17 protein-coding genes are annotated in these 20,592 nt (G+C 74.3%); 7 read left to right on the top strand and 10 right to left on the bottom strand.

Annotation, left to right across the window (positions count from 1 at the left end; translation table 11 throughout):
• Nucleotides 1-41: 41 nt before the first annotated feature.
• The 5 genes from hpf to mtrA form a co-directional block, all read right to left on the bottom strand.
• The gene (hpf, locus tag ACIPYW_RS11410; protein ID WP_400413494.1) at nucleotides 42-743 is read right to left on the bottom strand and encodes a ribosome hibernation-promoting factor, HPF/YfiA family; all 702 of its coding nucleotides are present in this window, start codon (nucleotides 741-743) and stop codon (nucleotides 42-44) included.
• Nucleotides 744-904: 161 nt separating this feature from the next.
• On the bottom strand, nucleotides 905-1,603 hold the full coding sequence (locus tag ACIPYW_RS11405; RefSeq protein WP_400413492.1) for a ComF family protein: 699 nt from the start codon (nucleotides 1,601-1,603) through the stop codon (nucleotides 905-907).
• A gap of 163 nt (nucleotides 1,604-1,766) precedes the next feature.
• Nucleotides 1,767-3,536: a GerMN domain-containing protein gene (locus ACIPYW_RS11400; RefSeq protein ID WP_400413490.1), complete on the bottom strand. Its 1,770-nt coding sequence runs from the start codon at nucleotides 3,534-3,536 to the stop codon at nucleotides 1,767-1,769.
• Nucleotides 3,533-5,221, bottom strand: coding sequence for an MtrAB system histidine kinase MtrB (mtrB, locus tag ACIPYW_RS11395; RefSeq protein WP_290131374.1), 1,689 nt, complete (start codon nucleotides 5,219-5,221; stop codon nucleotides 3,533-3,535). The genes ACIPYW_RS11400 and mtrB overlap by 4 nt, the downstream gene beginning before the upstream one ends.
• Before the next feature lie 5 nt (nucleotides 5,222-5,226).
• The gene (gene mtrA, locus ACIPYW_RS11390) at nucleotides 5,227-5,901 is read right to left on the bottom strand and encodes an MtrAB system response regulator MtrA (protein ID WP_400413486.1); all 675 of its coding nucleotides are present in this window, start codon (nucleotides 5,899-5,901) and stop codon (nucleotides 5,227-5,229) included.
• Nucleotides 5,902-6,207: 306 nt separating this feature from the next.
• On the opposite strand from mtrA, the gene ACIPYW_RS11385 reads away from it, so the two are divergent.
• Genes ACIPYW_RS11385 through ACIPYW_RS11365 form a run of 5 tightly spaced genes read left to right on the top strand, consistent with a single transcriptional unit; the run spans nucleotide 6,208 to nucleotide 11,618 of the window.
• Entirely contained in the window at nucleotides 6,208-7,362 is a 1,155-nt protein-coding gene (locus tag ACIPYW_RS11385; protein WP_400413483.1) for a glycerophosphoryl diester phosphodiesterase membrane domain-containing protein, read from the top strand.
• Complete coding sequence (locus tag ACIPYW_RS11380) at nucleotides 7,359-8,000, top strand: DUF4129 domain-containing protein (RefSeq protein WP_400413481.1); 642 nt, start codon at nucleotides 7,359-7,361, stop codon at nucleotides 7,998-8,000. The genes ACIPYW_RS11385 and ACIPYW_RS11380 overlap by 4 nt, the downstream gene beginning before the upstream one ends.
• Nucleotides 7,997-9,253: a DUF4350 domain-containing protein gene (locus tag ACIPYW_RS11375; RefSeq protein ID WP_400413479.1), complete on the top strand. Its 1,257-nt coding sequence runs from the start codon at nucleotides 7,997-7,999 to the stop codon at nucleotides 9,251-9,253. The genes ACIPYW_RS11380 and ACIPYW_RS11375 overlap by 4 nt, the downstream gene beginning before the upstream one ends.
• Nucleotides 9,250-10,248, top strand: coding sequence for an AAA family ATPase (locus ACIPYW_RS11370; protein WP_400413476.1), 999 nt, complete (start codon nucleotides 9,250-9,252; stop codon nucleotides 10,246-10,248). The genes ACIPYW_RS11375 and ACIPYW_RS11370 overlap by 4 nt, the downstream gene beginning before the upstream one ends.
• Nucleotides 10,248-11,618, top strand: coding sequence for a DUF58 domain-containing protein (locus ACIPYW_RS11365; protein ID WP_400413474.1), 1,371 nt, complete (start codon nucleotides 10,248-10,250; stop codon nucleotides 11,616-11,618). Before ACIPYW_RS11370 ends, ACIPYW_RS11365 begins: the two co-directional genes overlap by 1 nt.
• Nucleotides 11,619-11,625: 7 nt before the next feature.
• Here the strand turns inward: ACIPYW_RS11365 and ACIPYW_RS11360 are convergent, their stop codons facing one another.
• Nucleotides 11,626-12,621, bottom strand: a complete 996-nt coding sequence (locus ACIPYW_RS11360) for a stage II sporulation protein M (RefSeq protein ID WP_400413472.1) — start codon at nucleotides 12,619-12,621, stop codon at nucleotides 11,626-11,628.
• A gap of 87 nt (nucleotides 12,622-12,708) precedes the next feature.
• Here ACIPYW_RS11360 and ACIPYW_RS11355 point away from each other — a divergent pair, with 87 nt between their 5' ends.
• Nucleotides 12,709-13,578: an RDD family protein gene (locus ACIPYW_RS11355; RefSeq protein ID WP_400413470.1), complete on the top strand. Its 870-nt coding sequence runs from the start codon at nucleotides 12,709-12,711 to the stop codon at nucleotides 13,576-13,578.
• 329 nt (nucleotides 13,579-13,907) lie between these two features.
• Here ACIPYW_RS11355 and ahcY read toward each other — a convergent pair whose 3' ends face one another.
• A complete protein-coding gene (ahcY, locus tag ACIPYW_RS11350) occupies nucleotides 13,908-15,386 on the bottom strand; it encodes an adenosylhomocysteinase (RefSeq protein WP_400413469.1) in 1,479 nt (492 codons plus the stop codon).
• A 142-nt stretch (nucleotides 15,387-15,528) separates the two neighbouring features.
• Nucleotides 15,529-15,741, bottom strand: a complete 213-nt coding sequence (locus ACIPYW_RS11345) for a DUF3499 family protein (RefSeq protein WP_058726834.1) — start codon at nucleotides 15,739-15,741, stop codon at nucleotides 15,529-15,531.
• 58 nt (nucleotides 15,742-15,799) lie between these two features.
• On the opposite strand from ACIPYW_RS11345, the gene ACIPYW_RS11340 reads away from it, so the two are divergent.
• Nucleotides 15,800-16,240 (top strand): metallopeptidase family protein, encoded by a 441-nt coding sequence (locus ACIPYW_RS11340; RefSeq protein WP_290131365.1) that lies wholly within the window; start codon nucleotides 15,800-15,802, stop codon nucleotides 16,238-16,240.
• 73 nt (nucleotides 16,241-16,313) lie between these two features.
• Here ACIPYW_RS11340 and ACIPYW_RS11335 read toward each other — a convergent pair whose 3' ends face one another.
• Together ACIPYW_RS11335 and ACIPYW_RS11330 are read right to left on the bottom strand one after the other, a co-directional pair.
• Entirely contained in the window at nucleotides 16,314-17,720 is a 1,407-nt protein-coding gene (locus tag ACIPYW_RS11335) for a DUF5719 family protein (protein WP_400413465.1), read from the bottom strand.
• Nucleotides 17,717-20,572 carry a glycosyltransferase gene (locus ACIPYW_RS11330; protein WP_400413462.1) on the bottom strand — a complete coding sequence of 952 codons (2,856 nt, stop codon included), beginning with the start codon at nucleotides 20,570-20,572 and terminating at the stop codon, nucleotides 17,717-17,719. The genes ACIPYW_RS11335 and ACIPYW_RS11330 overlap by 4 nt, the downstream gene beginning before the upstream one ends.
• Nucleotides 20,573-20,592: the final 20 nt, after the last annotated feature.

Here is a 20,592-nt window from a genome sequence, read left to right as displayed (position 1 = left end):
ACGGGCCGCGCACCGGGTCGTCACTGGGTGGTGCGGCGCCGTCAGGCGAGCGCCGCAGCCGGCTCGCTCACCGCGTCCGTTGGGGCCGACGAGGGGTCGTCGATGCCGATCACGCCGTAGTCCCAACCCTTGCGGCGGTAGACGACGCTCGGGCGTCCGGTGGCCGCGTCGACGAACAGGTAGAAGTCGTGGCCGACGAGCTCCATGTGGTAGAGCGCGTCGTCGACGGTCATCGGCGCGGCCTCGAAGACCTTCTCGCGGATGACGACGGGGCAGTACGCCTCGTCCTCGGGTTCGTCGTGCGCGTCGGCGTCCACCGTCGGCACCGCACCGGTCGAGACCGACTGCAGGAGCTTCCCGTCCGCCGGGGTCACGCCGAGGTTCTCGAAGGCCGAACCCGAGGCCTCACCCACCGAGGTCGGACGGTGGCGGCCGCGGTGCACCTTGCGGCGATCACGTGCTCGTCGGAGTCGTTCGGTCAACCGGGCGAAGGCCAGGTCGAAGGCCGCGTACTTGTCCGACGCCGCCGACTCGGCCCGGACGAGCGGCCCGGGGCCGATCAGCATGAGCTCGACACGGTCCTCGCCCCCGGCGCCGCCGCTCTTCTCGTTGTGACGGCTGATCCGCACCTCGAAGGCGAGGGCCCGGTCGGCGAGCACGTCGATCTTCTCGGACTTCTGTTCGACGTAGGTCCGGAATCGGTCGGTGACCCCGACGTTCCGGCCCGTGATCGTCACGTCCATGTGGCGGCTCCCATCCACGCTCGGCGCGTCGCCTCCGTCCGGCGATCTCTGACGCCTTGCCGCGAGGCTAGACCCGTGCGCGGACGGTTGTCACGACGTCCACGCGATCCCGGCAGGACACCCACCGGACACCCAGGCGTCACCGTCCGTGCACGTCGGGGTCAGTCCTCGACGCTCGCGACGGCCACGCACCGCACCACCGTCCCGCCCGCCGCCCGGACCGCCCGGACCGCCTCCGCGAGGGTCACGCCCGTGGTCACGACGTCGTCGACCAGCACCACCGTCCGGCCTGCGACCCCCACGGCTCGCAACGCGCCCACCGTGGCCGCCACGCGCTCGGTGGCCGTGAGCTCCTTCTGCCCGTCGCCGCTCCGACCACCGGCCCCGCCCCGACCACCACCCCCGCCGGGCCGACCGTCGCGGCGCACCAGGGCGGACCCGACCGGCGCCCGTCCCCGTCGGAGGAGCAGCACCACGGGGTCGAAGCCGCGTCGCCGGGCACCACGGGCGGACGGCGGCACCCGGAGGACGACCGTGCCGTGCGGTGCCTCGGCGAGCGCCCGCCGCACCAGCGCGCCGAACCGCCGGGCGAGCGGGCCGGCGAGGTCGACGCGGGAACGGAGCTTCAGCTCGAGCACGAGGGTGCGGACGAGCCCCTCGTACTCGAACGCCGCGTCGGTCCGGACACCGGCGATCAGTCGGACCCGCGCTGGTCGTGCCGCGACGTGCGTCCGGCAGGTGGCGCAGAGGGCCCGGTCGGGCACCCCGCAGCCGACGCAGTCGACCGGGAGGACGAGCCCGACCACAGCGCGCAGCGCGGCGGCCCGGTCACGGGGAGGGGATGAGCGTGGAGTGGTCACCCGCGCGATGCTGCACCGGCCACGGGCCGGACGGGCGGCGGTCCGCCGGACGGTGGACGGGCCTCCAGGCCGGGTCGCCGGTGCAGGAGAGCCGGTGCAGGCAGCCGATGCGGGCACCAAGTGCAGGCAGCCGGTGCTGTGGTGCCGTCAGCGCTGGGCGCCGTCAGCGTTGGGTGCCGAGCACGCTCGCGGTGACGCCGGTCGGCTCCCAACCACCGCCCGTCGACTGCAGGACCTGCCCGTTCGACATGCGCAGCAGCAGCGAACCGCCACTGCCGCCGACGATCGTCGTCGCCCGACCGTCGGGCTGCGGGAGCGTCGTGGCGCGGCCACCGATCGTGGTGCGCACGATCTCCGGGCCGCTCTCGGTCTGCCCGACCGACGCCACGTCGACGTCGCTGACCCAGGTCGCGGAGACGGCGTCCTCGGACGCGGCCTGCACCCGCACCGGCGGGCCGAGCGCCGTCGGCACCCGGTCGCGGTCGCGCTCGATCGCCATCACGTAGAGCGCCGGGCCGTCCGCGGTCTGCAGGAGCGCGAGCGCGCGGGTGGAGTCCCGGGAGACCTGGAAGGAGACGAGCTTGCCCGACGGGAGCGTCGTCGAGACGTCGTGGGGTTCACCGGTCAGCGAGTACGACCGCACCTTCGACGGCTGGTCCTCGCTCGCGACCCAGACGGAGCCCCCGCCGACGTCGTCGACGGACGGCGGGACGAGGTCGGTGCGGGTGTCCACGCGGAGACGCTGCTGCCCCGAGCGGACGACGAACACGCCCTCGTCGCTCCGGACCGCCGCGAACGTCCCCGAGGCGCTCAGGGCGACCGCGTCCGGGTCGAGCGCGACGATCTGCTGGCTCATCCCGCCGCCGAGCGCGGACACGGAGCCGGTACCGGCCGCGTACCCGACCTTGCCGCGGGCCTCGACGAGGGGGCGTGGGTCGACGTCGGGGTTCTGCTGCGCGTCCGACGACCCGCTCGACGGGACGGACAGGCTCGCGCCCTCGACCGTCAACGTCACCGACGACACGGACGCGACCGTGGCGAGCGACTTCGCGAGCTGTTCGCGCATCCGGACCCGGTCGGCCGTGCTGGCTCGGAGGGCGGCGCTCGAGAGGTCGACCTGCGCGGTGCCGTTCTCGATCGTCACGGCGTTGAGCGACAGCTGGGTGCCCTTCGGGAACGCGGAGACCACCGCGCCGTCGAGCCAGTCCGCCGGGCCGGCGAGGAGCGCGCTGACGACCCGGGTGGCCACCGAGGACTGGGCGAGGAACCAGCGGACGTCGGGGACGAGGGACTCACCGGTCGGGTCGAAGAAGTAGAGCGCGTGCTGCTGGAACACCGACTGGAAGCGCACCGGCGAGAGGATGATGCCGTCGGGGGCGTACGCGATGCGCCAGTCGTCGCCCTCCCGGACGAACTGGAACGTCAGTGTCGAGGTGGTCGGCCGGACGGCCTGCGTGTACTCGCCGTCCGCGTCGACCGAGGCGCTGGCCGTCAACGTGTACGTCAGCTCGTTCGCACCGACGCGCTCGACCTGCCCGCTGCCGTCGCTGATCGTGACGCCCTGCCGCGGGTTCCACTTCTGCGAGAAGCCGGAGGACAGGAACTCGCGCGCGGTCGCGTAGTTGTTCTGTGCGCCGGTCGCCGCCGCGATGAAGCCGCGGAGCACGGCGGTCTGGTCCTCGCCGCCGGAGGGGCCGTCTGGACGCAGCTCGACGCCGGAGACGGACTCGTCCTTGATGGACTGGCCGGAGCGGACGTCGCCGGAGACCGGGATGGCGGCGCACGCGGCGAGCGCGACGAGCGTCAGGGCGGCGAGCGCGACCGCGAGGCTGCGGCGGAGGCCGCGGCGCGGGGCGCGGGCGGCGGCGCCGGTGGTCGCGCGGGCGACGCCCGGGTCCGCGGCGGTGCGGCCGGCTGCGGTGCGGCGGGTCATGCGTCCTCCTCGCGGACAGCGCGGGGGCCGTCGTAGGGGTCGTCGAGGTCGGGCAGCGGGATCGCGGACGTCGCCGTCGACACGTGGCCCGTGCGCGGCAGGGTGAGCACGAACGCCGACCCGTCGCCGACCCGGGACCACACGTCGATCCGGCCGCCGTGGAGGTTCGCGTCCCCGAGGCTGATCGCGAGCCCGAGCCCGGTTCCCCCGATGGTGCGCTTGCGGCTCGGGTCCGCACGCCAGAACCGGTCGAACACCCGGGCGGCGTCCTCCGGGGGCATGCCGACGCCGTGGTCGCGCACCGCGATCGCGACCGTGCGCGCGTCGCTGTCGACGACGACCTGCACCGGCCGTTCCTCACCGTGCTCGATGGCGTTGCCGACGAGGTTCCGCATGATCCGCCGGATGCGCTTGGCGTCGAGCTGCATCGTCGTGTGGCCGCCTGGTGTGTGCAGCTGGAGGTCGACCCCGGCGCGTTCGGCGAGCGGACGGAACTCCTCGACGATGTCGGCGGCGAGCGCCGCGGGGACGACCGGCTCGGTGTCGAGCTGCGCCGCCTGCGCGTCGTAGCGGGAGATCTCGAGGAGGTCGGCGAGGAGGAGCTCGAAGCGTTCGACCTGGGCGTGCAGGAGCTCTGCCGACCGCGCCACCGCCGGCTCGAACGCGTGCCGGGAGTCGTAGAGCACGTCACCCGCGAGACGGATCGTGGTGAGGGGCGTGCGGAGTTCGTGCGAGACGTCGGAGACGAAGCGCTGCTGCACCCGGGACAGTTCGGCGAGCTGCGTGATCTGCCGGCTCACCGCGTCGGCCATGCCGTTGAAGCTCCGCGCGAGGGTGGCGATGTCGTCCTCGCCGTGCACCGGGATGCGCTCGTCGAGGCGGCCGGCGGCGATCTTGCGGCTCGTCTCGGCGGCGCCGCGGATCGGCACGACGACGAGCCGCACCACGAGGCTGGTGACGAGGGCGATGAGGACGATGAGCGCCACGCCGCCGATCGACAGCGTCTGCGACACGAAGTCGAGGGTCTGCTGCGCGTCCGAGAGGTCGTAGACGAGGTACAGCTCGTACTGGCCGGCGCTCGGGATCTGGAGCGTCGAGCCGACGGCGAGCCCGGGCTGCCGGCGTCCCTCGTCGTCGAGCTGCACGGGCTGGAGGCTGAGCCGTCCGGTGTTCTTGGCGACCTCCTTCCGCAGCGCGTCGGTGATGACGGCGTCGGGGAAGTCGCGCGTGACGATGGTCTGCAGGGTCTGCGGCGTCGTCTGGCCGGGGGTCCGCTCGATCGCGACGTCGGTGCCGCCCGGGCTCGTCGTGTTCGAGAGGATCGCCTGCTGCGCCTCGTTCTGCAGCGTCTCGAGCTCGGACTGGTTGTTGTCCTCGCTGGCGGTCGCGGCGTCGAAGATGTTCTGCGCCACGAGGGTCGCGCGGGCCGACTCGGACTCGATCTGGTCGCGGCGCTGCGCGTAGACGTTGTTCGAGATGCTCACCATGACGGCGGTGCCGATGACGGCGACCGCGAGACCGGTGGTGACGACGGTGATCGCCACCGACCGGAACATGAGCGACCGGCGCCACAGGTAGGCGATGCCGCGCCAGCCGCGGCGCGCCCACCGGCGCAGCCGACGGCCGACCCGGCCGAGGGTGCCGCTCGGTGCCGCGCGGGGTCGCGACGGGGGTCGTCGCGGCACGGTGCTCAGGCTCCTCCGGCCCGGTACCCGACGCCGCGGACGGTCGTGACGATCTTCGGGTTGTCCGGGTCGTGCTCGATCTTCGCGCGGAGGCGCTGGACGTGCACGTTCACCAGCCGGGTGTCCGCTTTGTAGTGGTAGCCCCACACCTGCTCGAGGAGCATCTCGCGGGTGAAGACCTGGTTCGGCTTCTCGGCGAGGGCGCGGAGGAGGTCGAACTCGAGCGGGGTGAGAGCGATCGCGGTGTCGCCGCGGCGGACCTCGTGCCCGGGGACGTCGACGGTGAGGTCCCCGACGTGCAGCACGGTCGAGTCGGAGGCCGTGGGTCGGAGCCGGGTGCGGATGCGCGCGACGAGCTCCTTCGGGTTGAACGGTTTGACCACGTAGTCGTCCGCGCCGTTCTCCAGCCCGACGACGACGTCGGCGGTGTCGCTCTTCGCGGTGAGCATGATGATCGGTGTCCCGCTCTCGGCGCGGATGCGCTTGCAGACCTCGATGCCGTCGATGCCGGGGAGCATGACGTCGAGGAGCACGAGGTCCGGCTCCGAGTTCCGGAACGCGTCGACGGCGTCGTTGCCGTCGGCGCTGAACTCGGGTTCGAAGCCCTCGGAGCGGAGGACGATGCCGATCATCTCGGCGAGGGCCTGGTCGTCGTCGACGACGAGGATGCGCGGTGTCATGTGATGGGGGCTTCCGTCCCTGTGGAGCGTGGGTGTCGGTCCGACACCGTTCCTCACGATAGCCGAGGCCCCCGCCGTCGACGCTTTTCCGCCAGGATGGAGACCACCGCGTGTCCGCGTGCGGTGCGACGGAGGGGGTGGGGCATGTCCGGCTGGCAGGTACCGGGTTCCGACGGTGCGCAGGAGCGCCCGACTGGAGGCGCGCAGCAGCCCGTCCCGCAGCCGCCGTCCGCCCCGTGGCCGGGAGCAGGGCCCGGTGCGGGTCCGCGACCGGGCGCCGGGGCACCGGCGGCGTCCCGTCCGGTCGTGCCGCTGCGACCGCTCGGCCTCGGCGACGTGCTCGGGGGCGCCTTCACGGTGTTCCGGCGCAACGCCCGGGTGCTGCTGCTCTGGAGCTTCCTCGTCACGGGTGTGATCGGCGTGCTCGCGAAGGTGGCGTCGACGCTCTCCCAGGGCAGCCTGCAGGCGCGGGTGTTCAGCACGCTCGACTCGGGCACGTCCTCGGCCGACGCGGCGTCGGTCGCCGCCGGCACCGCCACGGCGTTCCTGCTGCTCTCGGTCGGGCTGCCGTTCGTCGCGGCACTGTTCCGTGGGTTCCTCCTCGCGCCCGTCGCGGTGGACACCGGGCAGCGGGTGCTCGGGCGCCGGGCGACGTTCCGCGGCGTGTGGGCGCTCCTCGCCGGTCGCCGCTGGTCGGTCGTGGCGTGGGTGCTCCTGCAGGCGGCGGCCGGTGTGCTGCTCGGCGGGGTGTTCCTCGCGGTGTTCATCGGCTTCGTCGTCGCGCTCGTGAGCAGCCGGGCCGAGTTCGGCTGGTTCCTGCTCGCGGTGCTCGTGGTGGGACTCGGCGGCGCGGTGGTGTCGACGTGGCTGACGACGAAGTTCGCGTTCACCATCCCGACCATCGCGCTCGAGGGCCGCGGGGTGTTCTCCGCGGCCGGGCAGTCGTGGCGGCTGACCCGAGGGGCCTTCTGGCGGACCTTCGGCATCATGCTGCTCGTGAACGCCGCGTTCGCGTTCGCGGTCTCGATCGCGTCGTTCCCGCTCTCGATCGCCACGGTGCTCGTCGGTGGCGTGTTCGACCCGCTCGGGCAGACCTCCGGGTCCGACGGCGGCGTGTGGTCGGTCGTCGTGGTGGTCGTCGGCGCCCTGCTCGTCACGGCGGTGCAGTGCACGACCGACGTCATCTCGGGCTCGGTGCTGACGTTCCTGGCGATCGACCGTCGGATCCGGACCGAGGGGCTCGACCAGCGCATCGCGTCGCACCTCGACACCGGAGTGCCGACCGACCCCTTCGCCCCGGCCGATCCCCTGCCGCCGGCGCCTCCCGGTGCGTGGGGGCCGCCCGGGGCGTGGGGACCGCAGCCGCAGTGGGGACCGCCGCCACAGCGGGGTCCACAGCACCAGTGGGGTCCGCAGCCGCCGCAGCAGTGGGCACCGCCGCAGTGGGGCGGACCGCGGTGAGCGCAGTCGACCCCGACGAGGCGCGCCGACTGCTCGAGCAGGAGCTGCAGCACCAGCGGTACGACGCGGCACGGCCGACGTGGTGGGACCGGGCGTCGAAGGCGTTCCTCGACTGGCTCGGATCGCTCCGTGCCGACGGACTCGACTCCCCGGCGTTCGGGCACACGCTGCTCGTCGTGGCGGTGGTCGTCCTCGTCGCCGTGGCGGTCGTGGTCGTCCTCGCTCGTGGCCTCCCCCACCGCCGCGCCCGCACGTCCGGATCGCCCGGCGGCGGCGTCTTCGAGGACGGTGACACCCGGACCAGCGCCGACCTCGTCCGCTCCGCGGAGGCCGCTGCTGCTCGGGGCGACTGGACCACGGCGGTGCTCGACGGCTTCCGGGCGCTCGCGCGCGGCCTCGGCGAGCGTGACCTCGTGCCGGACGTACCCGGTTCCACGGCGCGGGCGATCGCGGCGCGTGCGGCCCGGTCGTTCCCGGACCTGGACGACGCCCTCGACGGTGCCGCCCGGGTCTTCGACGACGTCCGCTACCTCGGTCGCACGGCCGACCGGGACACCGCGACCGTCGTCCTCGACACCGCCCGGACCGTGGACCGCGCCCGCCCGGTCCGCCCGGACGCCCAGGCGGTGCCCGCGTGAGCGCCACGCTGACGACACCGCCGCACGCCCCGGACCGGCACGTGGACACGGACCCGGCCTCGTCCACGCCGTCGGGCCGACGTCGACGGTGGGGCGCCTGGGTCGTCGTCGCCCTCGTCGCCGTGCTCCTCGCCGGACTCACGGCCGCGGTGGGCGGGCAACGGGGGCCCGCCACGCGGGAGCTCGACCCCCGCAGCCCGTCGGCGAGCGGCGCCGAGGCACTCGTCCGGGTGCTCGAGCAGCGCGGCACAGCCGTCGACGTCGTGCGGTCCGCCGACCGGGTCGGCACCGGCACCGTGTTCGTCGACGACGCGGACCGAGCGTTGTCAGCGGCCGTCGCGCGCCGGATCGCCCGCTCCGCCGCACACGTCGTCCTGGTGGGCGGGTCCGGCGCCGTCCTCGAGGCGTTCGGCCTCGACGTCGAGCCGGTCGCCACCGTCGGTGACGGACCAGCGGTCGGCACGACGACCTGCGCGGTCCCGGAGGTCGCCGCCGCGCGCTCCGTCACCGCCGACGGCACGTCCTACCGGGTGTCGGGCGGCGACGTCGAACGCTGCGTCCCGACCGGCTCCGGCGACGCCCGAGGGTGGGGCATCGTCCGGGCGACGACCGACGGCGGCGACGTGACCCTGCTCGGCACCACGAACGTGCTCCGGAACGACACGATCACGACCGCGGGCAACGCCGGGCTCGCACTGGGGCTGCTCGGCGGGAGCGACCGGCTCACCTGGTACGTCCCGACGCCGGGGAGCGCCGACGCCGCGCCGACCCTCGGAGACCTCGCGCCCCCGTGGGTCCCGAGCGCGATCGCACTCCTCGCGCTCGTCGCCGTCGCCGCCGGCATGTGGCGCGGACGACGACTCGGTCCGCTCGTCGTCGAACCGCTGCCGGTCGTGGTCCGCGCCGCCGAGACGACCGAGGGACGGGCCCGCCTCTACGCACGGACGCGCGACCGGACGCACACGCTCGACACGCTGCGCGTCGCGGCACTCCGACGCATAGGCACCCGCCTCGGGCTCCCCCGCTCCGCCCACGTCGACGAGGTCGTCCGGGCAGCGGCACGGGCGACCGGCCGACGCCACACCGACGTCGGCGCCGTGCTCGTCGGCGGTCCGGCGACGACCGACGCCGCCCTAACCGCCGGCGTCGCGGCGCTCGACGACCTCGAGCACGCCGTGACCGCCGCCACCACGGGCGCGACCGCCGCCCCCGCCGAACCGACCGACCGAGACCGACCTGGAGCACGAGCGTGACCGACCTGCCCCCGAACCACCAGCAGCAGCCCGCCGTCGCGGCGGCCGACCCGCTCCGCGACGCCTTCGACCGCGTCCGCGCCGAGGTCGCGAAGGCCGTCGTCGGCCAGGAGGGCGCGGTGTCCGGCATGATCGTCGGGCTGCTCGCGCAGGGCCACGTGCTCCTGGAGGGCGTCCCCGGGGTCGCGAAGACGCTGCTCGTCCGGAGCCTCGCGGCCGCGATGTCCCTCGACACGAAGCGCATCCAGTTCACGCCGGACCTCATGCCGGGCGACGTCACCGGGTCGCTCGTGTACGACGCGTCGACGGGCACGTTCCCGTTCCGCGAGGGCCCCGTGTTCACGAACGTGCTCCTCGCCGACGAGGTGAACCGGACGCCCCCGAAGACGCAGTCCGCGCTCCTCGAGGCCATGGAGGAACGCCAGGTCAGCGTCGACGGGGACGCACGACCCCTCCCCGACCCGTTCTTCGTCGCCGCGACCATGAACCCGATCGAGTTCGAGGGCACCTACACGCTGCCCGAGGCCCAACTCGACCGGTTCCTCATGAAGCTCACACTCGACGTGCCCCCGCGGGACGTCGAGTGGCAGGTCCTCCGACGGCACGCGGACGGCTTCGTCCCGCGGGACGTGTCGTCGGCGGGCATCGTCCCGGTGGTCGGACGCGACGAGGTGCTGGCGGCCCAGCGCGCGGTCCGCGGGGTCGGTGCGCGGGACGACGTGCTCGCCTACGTCGTGGACCTCGCCCGCGCCACGAGGCAGGCACCGTCCATCCGGGTCGGCGTGAGTCCGCGCGGTGCCACGGCCCTCCTCGCTGCGGCGAAGGCCTGGGCGTGGATCACCGGGTACGACGCGATCACCCCGGACCACGTGCAGGCGATGGTCCTGCCGGTCTGGCGCCACCGGCTGCGGGTCGCCGCGGACGCCGAACTCGAGGGCGTCGGCGCGGACGGTGTGCTGCAGCAGGTCCTCGAGCAGGTCCGGGTGCCGATCTAGTGGCAGTCAGCGGTCGGTTCGTCGCGCTCCTCGCGGTCGGCGTCGTCCTCGTCGTGCTGCTCGGCACGGGGTGGGCGGGCCTCGCGTGGGTCGGGGTCGTGGTCGTGGCCGCGGCGCTCGACGTGCTGCTCGCGGCCGACCTCGGACGGGTGCGCGTCGACCGCCGGATGCCCCGACTCGCACGTCGGGACACCGTGGCCGACGGCACGCTCGTCCTCGCGAACGACGGCCCGCGCCCGCTCCGTGCGCTCGTCCGGGACATGTGGGAGCCCTCGACCGGGTTCGGGCCGGACCGCGTCCGCCTGACGGTGCCCTCCGGGGAACGGCGCACCGCCCGCGTCCGGTTCGCGCCGTTCCGTCGTGGGCGTCGACGGACCGCGGGCGTCGCCGTCCGGGCGTTCGGACCGCTCGGTCTCGCCGCACGGCAACGGGTGCTGCCGGCTCCGGCCGAGCTCGTCGTGACGCCGCCCTTCCGGTCCCGTCGACACCTGCCGTCCCGGCTGGCACGACTCCGGGAGCTCGACGGCGAGACGACGCTGCAGCTCCGCGGCCACGGCACCGAGTTCGACTCCCTCCGCGACTACGTCCGGGGCGATGACGTCCGGTCGATCGACTGGCGGGCGACCGCCCGTCGGCAGGACCTCGTGGTGCGGACCTGGCGTCCGGAACGGGACCGTCGGGTGGTGGTCGTCGTCGACGCCGGCCGTGCCGGGGCCGGGCGGATCGAGGACGAGCCGCGGCTGGACACCTTCATCGAGTCGGCACTGCTGCTCGGCGCGCTCGCTGCCGCGGCCGGGGACCGCGTCGACCTCGTCGTGCTCGACGACCACGTCCGCGAACAGGTCGTCGGCGCCACCCGGACGGACGTCGTGCAGCGGTTCGGCGAGGCCCTCGCGCAGGCCGAGCCCGGGCTCGCCGCCACCGACTGGGCCGCGGTGCCGGCGGCCGTCGACGCGGTCACGACCTCCCGGGCGCTCGTCGTGCTGCTCTCCGGCCTCGACTCGGTCGGGGCATCGGGTGACCTGTTGGCGGTGCTCCCCCGGCTGACCGCGCGCCACGCGGTCGTCGTGACGAGCGTGACCGACCCGGACGTCGCGGCGGCGGCGCGCGGCGACCGGGAGCCGGCCACCGAGCCACGTGGGCTGACCGTCGGACGCGGGGCGGGCCTCCCGGCCGGGGCAGCACGCGCCGGGGCTGCCGAACGCGACGTCCACCGACGGGCGGCCGCCGAACGCACCCTGCTCGACGCCGACGGGGTCGCGGACGCCGCCCGCCGTGCCGGTGCGGAGGTCGTGCGGGGCGTGCCGACGGCGGTGCCGCCGCTCGTCGCCGACGCCTACATCCGTGCGAAGGCGGCCGGACGGCTCTGACTGCTGCTCAGCCGGCGGTCAGCGCCGTCGCGCCGCGCTCGAACTCCTCGAGGTCACCGCGCTCCCCCGCGCGGTAGGCCCGACCGCCGACCACCCACTGGTAGACGAGGACCAGCGCGAGCGCGACCGTCCCGATGCCGATCTTCACCGGCCACGGCCATGGCTGTCGGGTGACCACGCCCTCGACGAGCCCGGACAGGAGCAGCGTCAGCGTCAGTCCGACCGCGACCGTGATGAGCGCGCGACCGTCCTCGGCGAGTGCCTGCGCCCGGGTCCGCGCGCCCGGCGCGATCCACGACCACGCGATCATCAGTCCGGCGGCTCCGGCGACGAAGATCGAGTACAGCTCGAGCTGACCGTGCGGTGCGATCCAGAGGAAGAAGTCGCCGAGGCGACCCTGGGAGTGCATGACCGCGCCGGACACCCCGAGCCCGACGGCGTTCTGCACGATCGAGAACGGGACGAAGACGCCGGTGATGCCGAACGCGACCATGCTCGCGGCGATGTAGGCGTTGTTCGTCCACACCTGCGCCGTGAACGCCCCGAGGCCGTGGTCCGAGTAGTAGTCGACGAAGTCCTGCGTGGCGTACCGGCGGAGCGCCTCTGGCGTGCCGAACGTGTCGACCGCGCCGGGGGTGGCGCTGATCCACACGCCGACGACGACCCCGATGAGCGTCGTCGCGACGGCCACCCAGATCGTGGTCCAGCGGATCCGGTAGAGCGCGGCGGGGAGCTGCACCGCGAAGAACGTGGTGAGCGCGGTCAACGGGTCGACCGGGGTGCCGGTGAACCGGAGCCGGGCGCGGAAGAGGGTGAGCGAGAGGCGGTCCCCGGTCGCGGTCCGGGGCGCTGCGCCACGGATGCGGGCGAGGTCGGTCGCGGCCTCCTGGTAGCCGGAGACGAGTGCGTCGACGTCCGCCCCGGAACGGGGACGGCGGCGAGCGAGTCGGTCGAGCTCCTGCCAGCGGTCACGGTGCACGTCGCTGTACGCGTCGAGGTCCACTGCTCCCCCTCGTGGTCCGGCTCCGGTGCGCGGTGCCGGCGGTCCGGCACCGGTGCGTGGCGCCCCGGTCTCCGACAGAATGATCCCATGCCGAAGCCGACCGCGCCGCGCGACCTCGCGGACACGCGCTTCGTCCGGGCGCTCGACGACACCGCGGACGAGCTCGTCGTCGGTGAGGCGGTGGCGCTCGACGTCCAGCCGGCCGGCATCGCGCTCCGACTGGCCGCGGCGCTCCTCGACGCGGCGTGCACCGTCGCGCTGTACGTCATGCTGCTCATCGGTCTCGCTCGTGTGGTCCCGAGCGGGGTCGACACGGGCTGGGTGGCGGCGTTGCAGATCGCCGTCCTCGTCCTCGTCCTCGTGCTCGTGCCCGCCGCCGTCGAGGCCACCACCCGCGGCAAGAGCGTGGGACGGTACGCGACGGGCACCCGCGTCGTGCGGACGGACGGCGGCGCGATCGGCTTGCGGCACGCCTTCACGCGCGCCCTCGTCGGGCTGCTCGAGCTCTGGGGCACGCTCGGCTCGTTGGCGCTGCTCGTTGCGTTGTTCGGCTCGCGGCCGCGGCGGCTCGGAGACCTGCTCGCCGGGACGGTCGTGCAGCACGAGCGGGTACGGCGGACGGCGGACCCGGTGGTGCTCATGCCGGTCGAGCTCGGCGAGTGGGCCCGGGTCGCGGACGTGTCGTCGCTCCCCCAGCGGCTCGAGAACCGGCTCGGGGCGTTCTTCCGCGGAGCCGCCGACATGCGGCCGGACCACCGGACGGCGACGGCGGACGCCCTCGCCGCGGCCGTCGCTCGGCACGCGCACCCCGTGCCGCCCGTGCCCGCCGAGGTCTTCCTCGCCGGGGTCGTGGCGCTCCGGCGGGACCGGGACCTCCGCGCGCTGCGGGGTCGAGCTGCGACGATCTCCGCGGCGGCCGCCACGGCGGGTGCGCGGCCCCAGGGCTTCCCGCGCTAGCCCGCGCTGGCCTGCGGCGCACAGGGCGGCGGGCGCCGTGCGCTCCGCGCGCCGCGCGCCGCCCGCAGCGCTGCGCGGAGCGGATCGCGTTCGCACAACCGAAGGCACCACGAACCACGCGCAACCGTGATGCGGCGCGACTTTGGTTGTGCGGGGCGCCGCGCGCGTCGTGCGCGCCGCGCGCGTCGTGCGCCCGCGCGCACCGGGCGCCGCGCGCACCGGGCGCCGCGCGCCCCGCTCCCCGCGCCCCGCGCGCCCCCGCGGCGCGGCCGCCGCGCGCCCCCGAGTCCCCGCGGAGCGGCCGCCGCGCGTCCTCGCGCCCCACCGCGTCAGTACCGGTAGTGCTCCGGCTTGTACGGCCCCTCGACCGGCACGCCGATGTACGCCGCCTGCTCGGGCCGCAGCGAGGTCAGCCGGACCCCGAGGGCGTCGAGGTGCAGACGCGCGACCTTCTCGTCGAGGTGCTTCGGCAGCACGTACACCCCGGTCGGGTACGCGTCCCGCCGGGTGTGCAGCTCGATCTGCGCGAGGACCTGGTTCGTGAACGAGTTGCTCATGACGAACGACGGGTGCCCGGTGGCGTTGCCGAGGTTCATCAGGCGCCCCTCGGAGAGCACCAGGATCGAGCGACCGTTCGGCAGCCGCCACTCGTGCACCTGCGGCTTGATCTCGACCTTCTCGACCCCGGGAAGCGCCTCGAGCCCCGCCATGTCGATCTCGTTGTCGAAGTGCCCGACGTTCGCGACGACCGCGAGGTGCTTCAACGCGAGCATGTCCTCGACCCCGACGACGCCGAGGTTGCCCGTGCACGTCACCACGATGTCGACCTCACCCGCGACGTCCGCGAGCCGGGCGACCTGGTAGCCGTCCATCGCCGCCTGCAGGGCGCAGATCGGGTCGACCTCGGACACGATCACGCGGGCGCCCTGGCCGCGGAGGGCCTCCGCCGCGCCCTTGCCGACGTCGCCGTACCCGACGACGAACGCGACCTTGCCGCCGATGAGGACGTCGGTCGCCCGGTTCAGGCCGTCGGGCAGCGAGTGCCGGATGCCGTACTTGTTGTCGAACTTCGACTTGGTGACCGAGTCGTTGACGTTGATCGCCGGGAACTTGAGCTTCCCGTCGCGCGACAGCTCGTAGAGGCGGTGCACGCCCGTGGTGGTCTCCTCGGTCACGCCCTCGATGTCCGCCGCGATCCGGGTCCAGCGGTCGGCGGAGTCCCGGAGCGACGCCGCCACGGTGTCGAGGACGATCCGCCACTCGGCGCTCGCGTCGGGTCCGGCCTCGGGCACGCGCCCGGCAGCCTCCGCGTCGGCTCCGGTGTGCACGAGCATCGTCGCATCGCCACCGTCGTCGAGGACCAGGTTCGGGCCGATCCAGTCCGCTCCGGCGGACGCTGCCTCGGCGCTCCAGTCGAAGATCCGGTTCGTGCACCACCAGTACTCCTCGAGCGTCTCGCCCTTCCACGCGAAGACCGGCACGCCCGCGGGCTCGTCGATCGTCCCGGTCGGGCCGACGACGACCGCCGCGGCGGCCTCGTCCTGCGTCGAGAAGATGTTGCAGCTCGCCCAGCGCACCGTCGCGCCGAGGGCCACGAGCGTCTCGATGAGCACCGCCGTCTGCACCGTCATGTGCAGCGACCCGGCGATGCGGGCGCCGGCGAGGGGCTGCGCGGCGCCGAACTCCTCGCGCAGGGCCATCAGCCCCGGCATCTCGTTCTCCGCGAGACGGATCTGGTGGCGTCCGGCCTCGGCCAGCGAGAGTTCGGCGACGCGGAACGGTGCTTCGGTGCGGGACTCGATGGTCATGGCGCCAGTCTTCCACGCGCGCGTCGGCGCGTGGTGTGCGCGACGCGGTGCGACGCGCGGAGCACGCCTCGGCGGTGACGGCCGGGAGGCACGGTGCGCGACCCGACGTCGGTCACGCGAGCAGGGCCTCCAGGCCGGTGCCTCAGTCGGCTTCGCGGAGCGGCTCGCGTCGGACGACGCGCCAGCCCCGCGGCACCCGCAGCCGCGCGGCGTGCCGCGCGCACAGGTCGTAACCGTGCGGCTCGACCCGCGTCGAGAGCGGGCCGACGACGACCATCGAGTCCCCGTAGTCGTACGTGAGGGTCGCCGACGCGCTCGCGCCACAGGCGACCTTGCTGCAGATCCGTACGTCCATACCGGTACCGACCCTACCGGGTGGGTCCCGGACCCCTGCGCCCGCGTACGATGACGGGATGCGTCGCAAGCCCCCGCTCGTCACCCCGGTCGACCGAGGCCGGGGCCGTTCCCGGCACGGACGCGGCGGTCGTTCGAGCGTGACCGGCCCGGACCTCGCACCGCTCACCACGCGGGCGGAGGCGTTCGACCGGATCGTCGGCGACACCGCGCACTACCTCGTGCAGCTGTGGCCGGACGAGCTCGCGGGCGTCGTGTTCCAGGTCGCGGACATGCCGACCGACCCGACCCTCCCGGACCGGATGCCGCGGTGGCGGGTCGACCGGGCCGGCAAGCGGGTCACGGTGTTCCGCGTCCCCGTCGAGCGGGTGACCCGCAGCCCCGAGAAGGACGACGTGGACCGCCGGATCATCGTCGAGACCGCCGTGTTCCGCGCGGTCGGCGAGCTGATCGACAAGGACCCGTGGGACCTGGCACCGGACCGCTACCGGCACTGGTGACGGTCCCGACGGTCCCGACGGACCCGACGCTCCCAGCGCACCCGACGCACCCCGCGGGCCGAGCGTTCCCCGCTCAGGGGTAGACGCGCACCGGGGTCGAGACGGCCGTCGACGGCCGCACCGGGAAGCCCGCGATCCCGTCGTCGTTCTGGTAGGTCACCCCGGCCACGAGCCCCGCGGCGCCCGTGATCGTCAGCTGCTTCGCGGTCGGCGCCGGGACGGTCACGGTGGCCCCGGAGACGACGGACACCCGCCGTTCCTCGTCACCGGAGGCGATCGTGACGTCGGCGTCCGCACGTGTCGGGTTGACGAGGGTCAGCTGTGCACCGTCACCGGGCGCGACCGCGGTGACGACGTCGTCCCCGAGCGGCTCGGCCGACGCGAACCAGCCGAGGTCGGTCGCGTCGTCCTGGGTCGGCGTCGTGGTGCGGGCGCCCGCGACGACCGGCACCGTCGAGCTGATCGTGAGCGAGTACCGCCCGTCCGGGAAGTCGTCGAGCGTGACGTCGGTCACGATGCCCGGCTCGGCCGTGGCGTTCACGGTGGAGCCGCCGCCGTCCGCCGTCGTGATCCCGAGCGTCACCCGTGCCGCGGTGGTGCCGGGGACGAAGAGTCGGACCACCGGGGCGGCGTCCGCGGTGTCGTCGCCGCGCTGGGCTGCGTCGGCGCCCTCGAGGACGACCCCGGGGATGATCTGGGACGTGCTCGGAGCGGCGCCGCCGGACACGATGTCGAAGCCGCCGGGGGTGAGCGTCCGCACCACCGTCTCCTGCATGTGCGCGACGATCTGCCCACCGGAGGACTCGACGTGGACGACGGTCGAGCCCTGGTCGGAGACGAAGCCGGACAGCGGCACGACCTTCTGGCTCCGCGGCGCGACCACGATGCCGGTCGTCCCCGGGGCGCTCACGGTGCCGGAGCCGTCGTAGATCGCGAGGTCGACGGTGGCGTTCACGTCGGTGGGGTTCGCGAGCGTGATGAGGCTCGTGCGTCCGGTCTCGGTCGAGCCCCCGACCAGCCAGGTCGACTGCGCGGGGTCGTCGCACGACGCGGCCCCGACGCCGACGAGGTCACCGTCGGAGACGCTCTGGTAGCTGCTGCCCGCGACCTGCGGCGTCGTGGAGCCGGCCGGCGCGGTGAGGAGCCGGGGGTCGCTGCTGCCGGAGTCGTCGACGCCGAGGTCGGACCGCTCGACGGAGTCGCCCGTCGTCGCCGTGGCCACGGTGGCGCTGCCGACCGGGCTCGCCTTGGTCGCGTCGTTGCCCGCGTCGTCCGAGAGCCGCAGCGCGTTGCCCGCGCAGACCCGCTGCGCGTCGGCCGCGACGGGGGTGACCGTCTGTCCGGCGGGACGGCCGGGGGTCGACTCGGTCCCGATGGCGTGCGCCACCGTCACGGTGCCGGCGGCGACGACCACGGCGACCGCGGTGGCGGTGCCACGGACCAACCAGCGGCGGACGGTGGCGGGGGTGCTGGCGCTCATTCGTCACGCTCCTCGTCGAAGGTGGTCGCGGGTTCCTCGGCCTCGATGCGGTTCGAGGTGGCGCGGCGCCGGCGGGGTGCGGTGGGGACCGCGAGCAACGCTGCGGCGCCGAACACCACGCCGAGGACGACGAGGTAGGCGACGTGCGTGGCCTGAGCGGCCGCGGAGCCGGTGGAGGTCCGGTCGACCTCGCCGTCGAAGTGGAACAGCTGGCCGTTCGTGGTCTCGCCGATGCTCGTGAAGAGCGCGTTCTGGCCGATCGCCCCCGCGGCGCGGTCGTGCACGGTCTGCGCCAGCGGGTCGGAGCCGGCGTCGTCGAGCAGCACGAAGCTGATCCCGAGCGAGCGCAGCGCCGGGCGGGGGTCGTAGCCGCTGCGGCTCGCGAGGTTGCCCGCGAGCGTCGTGAGCTGCTCCCCCGAACGGCTGAGCGTCAGCGCCGTGGAGTCCAGCGTCGACTGGTCGTCGAGCGTCGAGCCCTGCCCGCGCTCGAGCGAGACGGACAGCGAACCGTCGGGCTGCGGGTCGACGACGAGCGTGCCGACGTCCGGGTTCGCCTGTGCCTCGGCGTTGACGTAGGCGCTGAGCACGCGCCCGCTCGTCGGCTGGATGGTGGCGGTCTGCAGGTAGAACGCGGCGAACGCCGGTGCGACGGTCACGCCGGCGAGGACCGTCGCCACGAGCCCCGCGACCGGGGCGAGCCTCGGCAGCACGTCGAGGCCGATGCACGCAGCTGCGACGATGCCGAGCCAGTACACGCTCAGCCCGCTCCCCGGCCAGACGATGGTGGTCGTGGAGCCGACGCCCGTGACCGCGAGCTGCGTGGCGCCGAAGGCCGTGGCGTACCCGAGCAGGGCGACGACGAGCGCGGCGCCCGCGACGGCCCAGCGGTGCCCGAGCACCGCGCCGAGTGCCGCGACCGCCACCGGGAGCGCCAGGACGGCCATGACGACCGGCAGCACCCACGCGACGAGGGCGAGCGACTCGGTGTGCAGCAGCCAGCCGCTCCAGTCCGGCACGGGCTGCCCGATGGCGAGCTGGAACGCCGACGGCGCGCGGGTCGCGGACGGCACGCCGGGGTCGGCGAGGACGGCGAGCGGGTTGCCCCTGGCCACCTGCGCCAGGAGCAGCGGCAGGAACAGGACCGCGGCCGGCACCGGGATGAAGATGCGGCGGTGTGCCCGCCGCCAGCCGACGACCAGTGCGACGAGCCACGTCAGCAGGAGCACCGGGAGCAGCGACGGCGCCGAGGCTGCGACGACCGCGAAGAGGATGGCGGCGCCGGCGGCCCACGCCCACGACCGGTGGGCCTCGAGCAGCGCGAGGAACAGCCACGGCAGCGTCAGGTGCGCGATGACGGCACCGAGGTGCCCGCTCGTGACCGCCCCGACGAGCGTCGGCGCGATCGTGTACAGCGCTGCGCCGATCACCGGCACCCAGGTCCGGGTGGTGACCTTGCGCACCGCGAACCACGCGCCGAGCGCGGACACCGGGAACGCGAGCAGCATGACGAGCACGACCGAGGTCGACGGCGACCAGAACGTGATCGAGCCGAGGACCGCGACGACCGCGGTGAACGGATCGCTCGGACCGGTGAAACCGGTACCGAGGGAGTGCCAGCCGTAGCCCACGTTCTGCCACAGCCGACCGACCGAACTCGACAGCGGCAGGAGCCCGCCACCGGTCAGCGCCGGCGACCCGAGCAACGGGTACAGCGTCACGACGCTCAGCACGGCCGCGGCGAGCACGACCCAGACCCCGCCGTCGCCGAGGAACGAGGCGCGTGCGATCGGGGCGTCCTCGACGCGTGCGAGTTCGACGTCGCGGGACGTCGTCCGGCGCTCGTGCAGGCGGCGCCAGCTCACGCGGAGCGGCTCGATCGCGGCCCACCCGACGGTGCGGTTGCGGGCGAGCACCTTCCGCGCCCGTCCGACCCCGCTCCCGAACGCGACCGCGAAGGCGGCGGCGAGCTCGCCCGTGACGGCGGCCGGGTGCTTCGCGACGAGGTGCCCGACCGCACGCGCGACCGCGAACGGGACGAGCGTCAGCCAGTGCAGCCAGAGGGTCCACGCCGGTGCGTAGGTCAGCCGGCGGTGGAGCTGCGCCTGACGGTGCAGCCGCACGCGCTTGCCCTCGGAGAGCCGCTTGCGACCGAACTCCTCGACCGGGCCGGCACTCGAGACCCGGGCCTCCGGGACCACCGCCACGCGGTGTCCCGCGAGGCGCGCCCGTACGCAGAGGTCCAGCGCGGCGTCGACGTCGGGCAGCGCCGGGTCGAACCCGCCGAGCTGCTCCCAGACGGACCGCCGGACGAGCATGCCGGCCGCCGCGACGCCGAGGACGTCGGTGTACCGGTCGTGCTGACCCTGGTCGAGTTCGTCCTGCACGAGCACGAGGGACCGTCCGGTCCTGGTCATGCTCTCGCCGAAGTCGCGGATGCGGGAGGGGTCGTCGTCGTGCACGAGCTTCGGGCCGACGACCACGACCGACGGCGCGATCTCGACCGCGGTGAGGAGTTCGGCCAGCGCCTCGGGAGCCGGTGCGTTGTCGTGCCCGAGGAACCAGAGCCACTCGTCGGCCGGACCACCGTCGCCGTCGGCGGGCGCGACCTCGCGGACACCCGTGGCGACCGCCTGGACGAAGGTCCGGCGCGTCGACAGGCGGACCAGTGCGGCCGAACCGCCGAACTCGAGTCCCGCCGTGGAGCCGTCGGTCGATCCCGCGTCGACGACGACGAGACCCTCGGGGTGGCGGGTCTGCCGGGCCAGCGCGTCGAGGGTGCGGTCGAGGTGGTCGCCGCCGTCGGCGGCGACGAGGATCGCGGTGACACGGGGCTGGGAGACGCTGGGCTGCATGACGGGCGTCACTCTACGGT

The organism is Curtobacterium sp. NPDC089689, from assembly GCF_044749145.1.
In the GTDB taxonomy this organism is placed as follows: Bacteria; Actinomycetota; Actinomycetes; order Actinomycetales; family Microbacteriaceae; genus Curtobacterium.
This window is presented reverse-complemented; position numbering and strand designations above follow the sequence as displayed.

Excerpts from the sequence above, each read along its gene's own strand:
- ACIPYW_RS11335 (WP_400413465.1), bottom strand. The coding sequence starts at position 17,720 with ATGAGCGCCAGCACCCCCGCCACCGTCCGCCGCTGGTTGGTCCGTGGC.
- mtrA (WP_400413486.1), bottom strand. The coding sequence starts at position 5,901 with ATGACACCGCGCATCCTCGTCGTCGACGACGACCAGGCCCTCGCCGAG.
- ahcY (WP_400413469.1), bottom strand. The coding sequence starts at position 15,386 with ATGACCATCGAGTCCCGCACCGAAGCACCGTTCCGCGTCGCCGAACTC.
- ACIPYW_RS11330 (WP_400413462.1), bottom strand. The coding sequence starts at position 20,572 with ATGCAGCCCAGCGTCTCCCAGCCCCGTGTCACCGCGATCCTCGTCGCC.
- ACIPYW_RS11345 (WP_058726834.1), bottom strand. The coding sequence starts at position 15,741 with ATGGACGTACGGATCTGCAGCAAGGTCGCCTGTGGCGCGAGCGCGTCG.
- ACIPYW_RS11400 (WP_400413490.1), bottom strand. The coding sequence starts at position 3,536 with ATGACCCGCCGCACCGCAGCCGGCCGCACCGCCGCGGACCCGGGCGTC.
- ACIPYW_RS11355 (WP_400413470.1), top strand. The coding sequence starts at position 12,709 with ATGCCGAAGCCGACCGCGCCGCGCGACCTCGCGGACACGCGCTTCGTC.
- hpf (WP_400413494.1), bottom strand. The coding sequence starts at position 743 with ATGGACGTGACGATCACGGGCCGGAACGTCGGGGTCACCGACCGATTC.
- ACIPYW_RS11340 (WP_290131365.1), top strand. The coding sequence starts at position 15,800 with ATGCGTCGCAAGCCCCCGCTCGTCACCCCGGTCGACCGAGGCCGGGGC.